A 601-nucleotide genomic window follows, 5' to 3' on the forward strand; every position below is an offset into this window, starting at 1 on the left:
GCGATCACGACGAGCGATGCGCGCGGCACGCCGGCCATTCCCTTCGACGTCAGCATCAGGATCAGCAGCATCGTGATCTGCGTGCCGAGCGACAGGTGGATGTTGTACGCCTGCGCGATAAACAGCGATGCGAACGTGCAGTACATCATCGAGCCGTCGAGGTTGAACGAATAACCCATCGGCATCACGAAGCTCGAGATCTTGCGGCGCACGCCGAACCGGTCGAGCGCATCGAGGATTTTCGGATACGCGGCTTCGGAGCTTGCCGTCGCGAACGACAGCATGAACGCTTCCTTGATCAGCACGAGCAGCTTGAACACGCGACGGCCGAGGAACAGCAGGCCGGCGATCACGAGCGTGCTCCACAGCAGGAACAGGCTCACATAGAAGTCGCCCATGAACACCGCGAACTTCAGCAGGATCGACAACCCGTTGATCGCGACGGTCGACGCCATCGCGGCCAGCACCGCGAGCGGCGCGAGCTTCATCACGTAGCCGGTGATCTTCAGCATCACGTGCGACAGCTGGTCGATCGCGGCCACGAGGATCTTGCCGCGCTCGCCGAGCGCCGCCAGCGCCACGCCGAAGAACATCGAGAACA

Annotated in this window: 1 protein-coding gene; it reads right to left on the reverse strand. The window is 62.2% G+C overall.

Annotated features, from left to right (window positions below; genetic code table 11):
• The coding region (locus DIE15_RS36690; protein WP_124835884.1) for a dicarboxylate/amino acid:cation symporter at positions 1–601 on the reverse strand (601 nt) is incomplete at both ends.

This window comes from Burkholderia sp. Bp9031 (genome assembly GCF_003857965.1).
Lineage (GTDB): Bacteria > Pseudomonadota > Gammaproteobacteria > Burkholderiales > Burkholderiaceae > Burkholderia > Burkholderia ambifaria_A.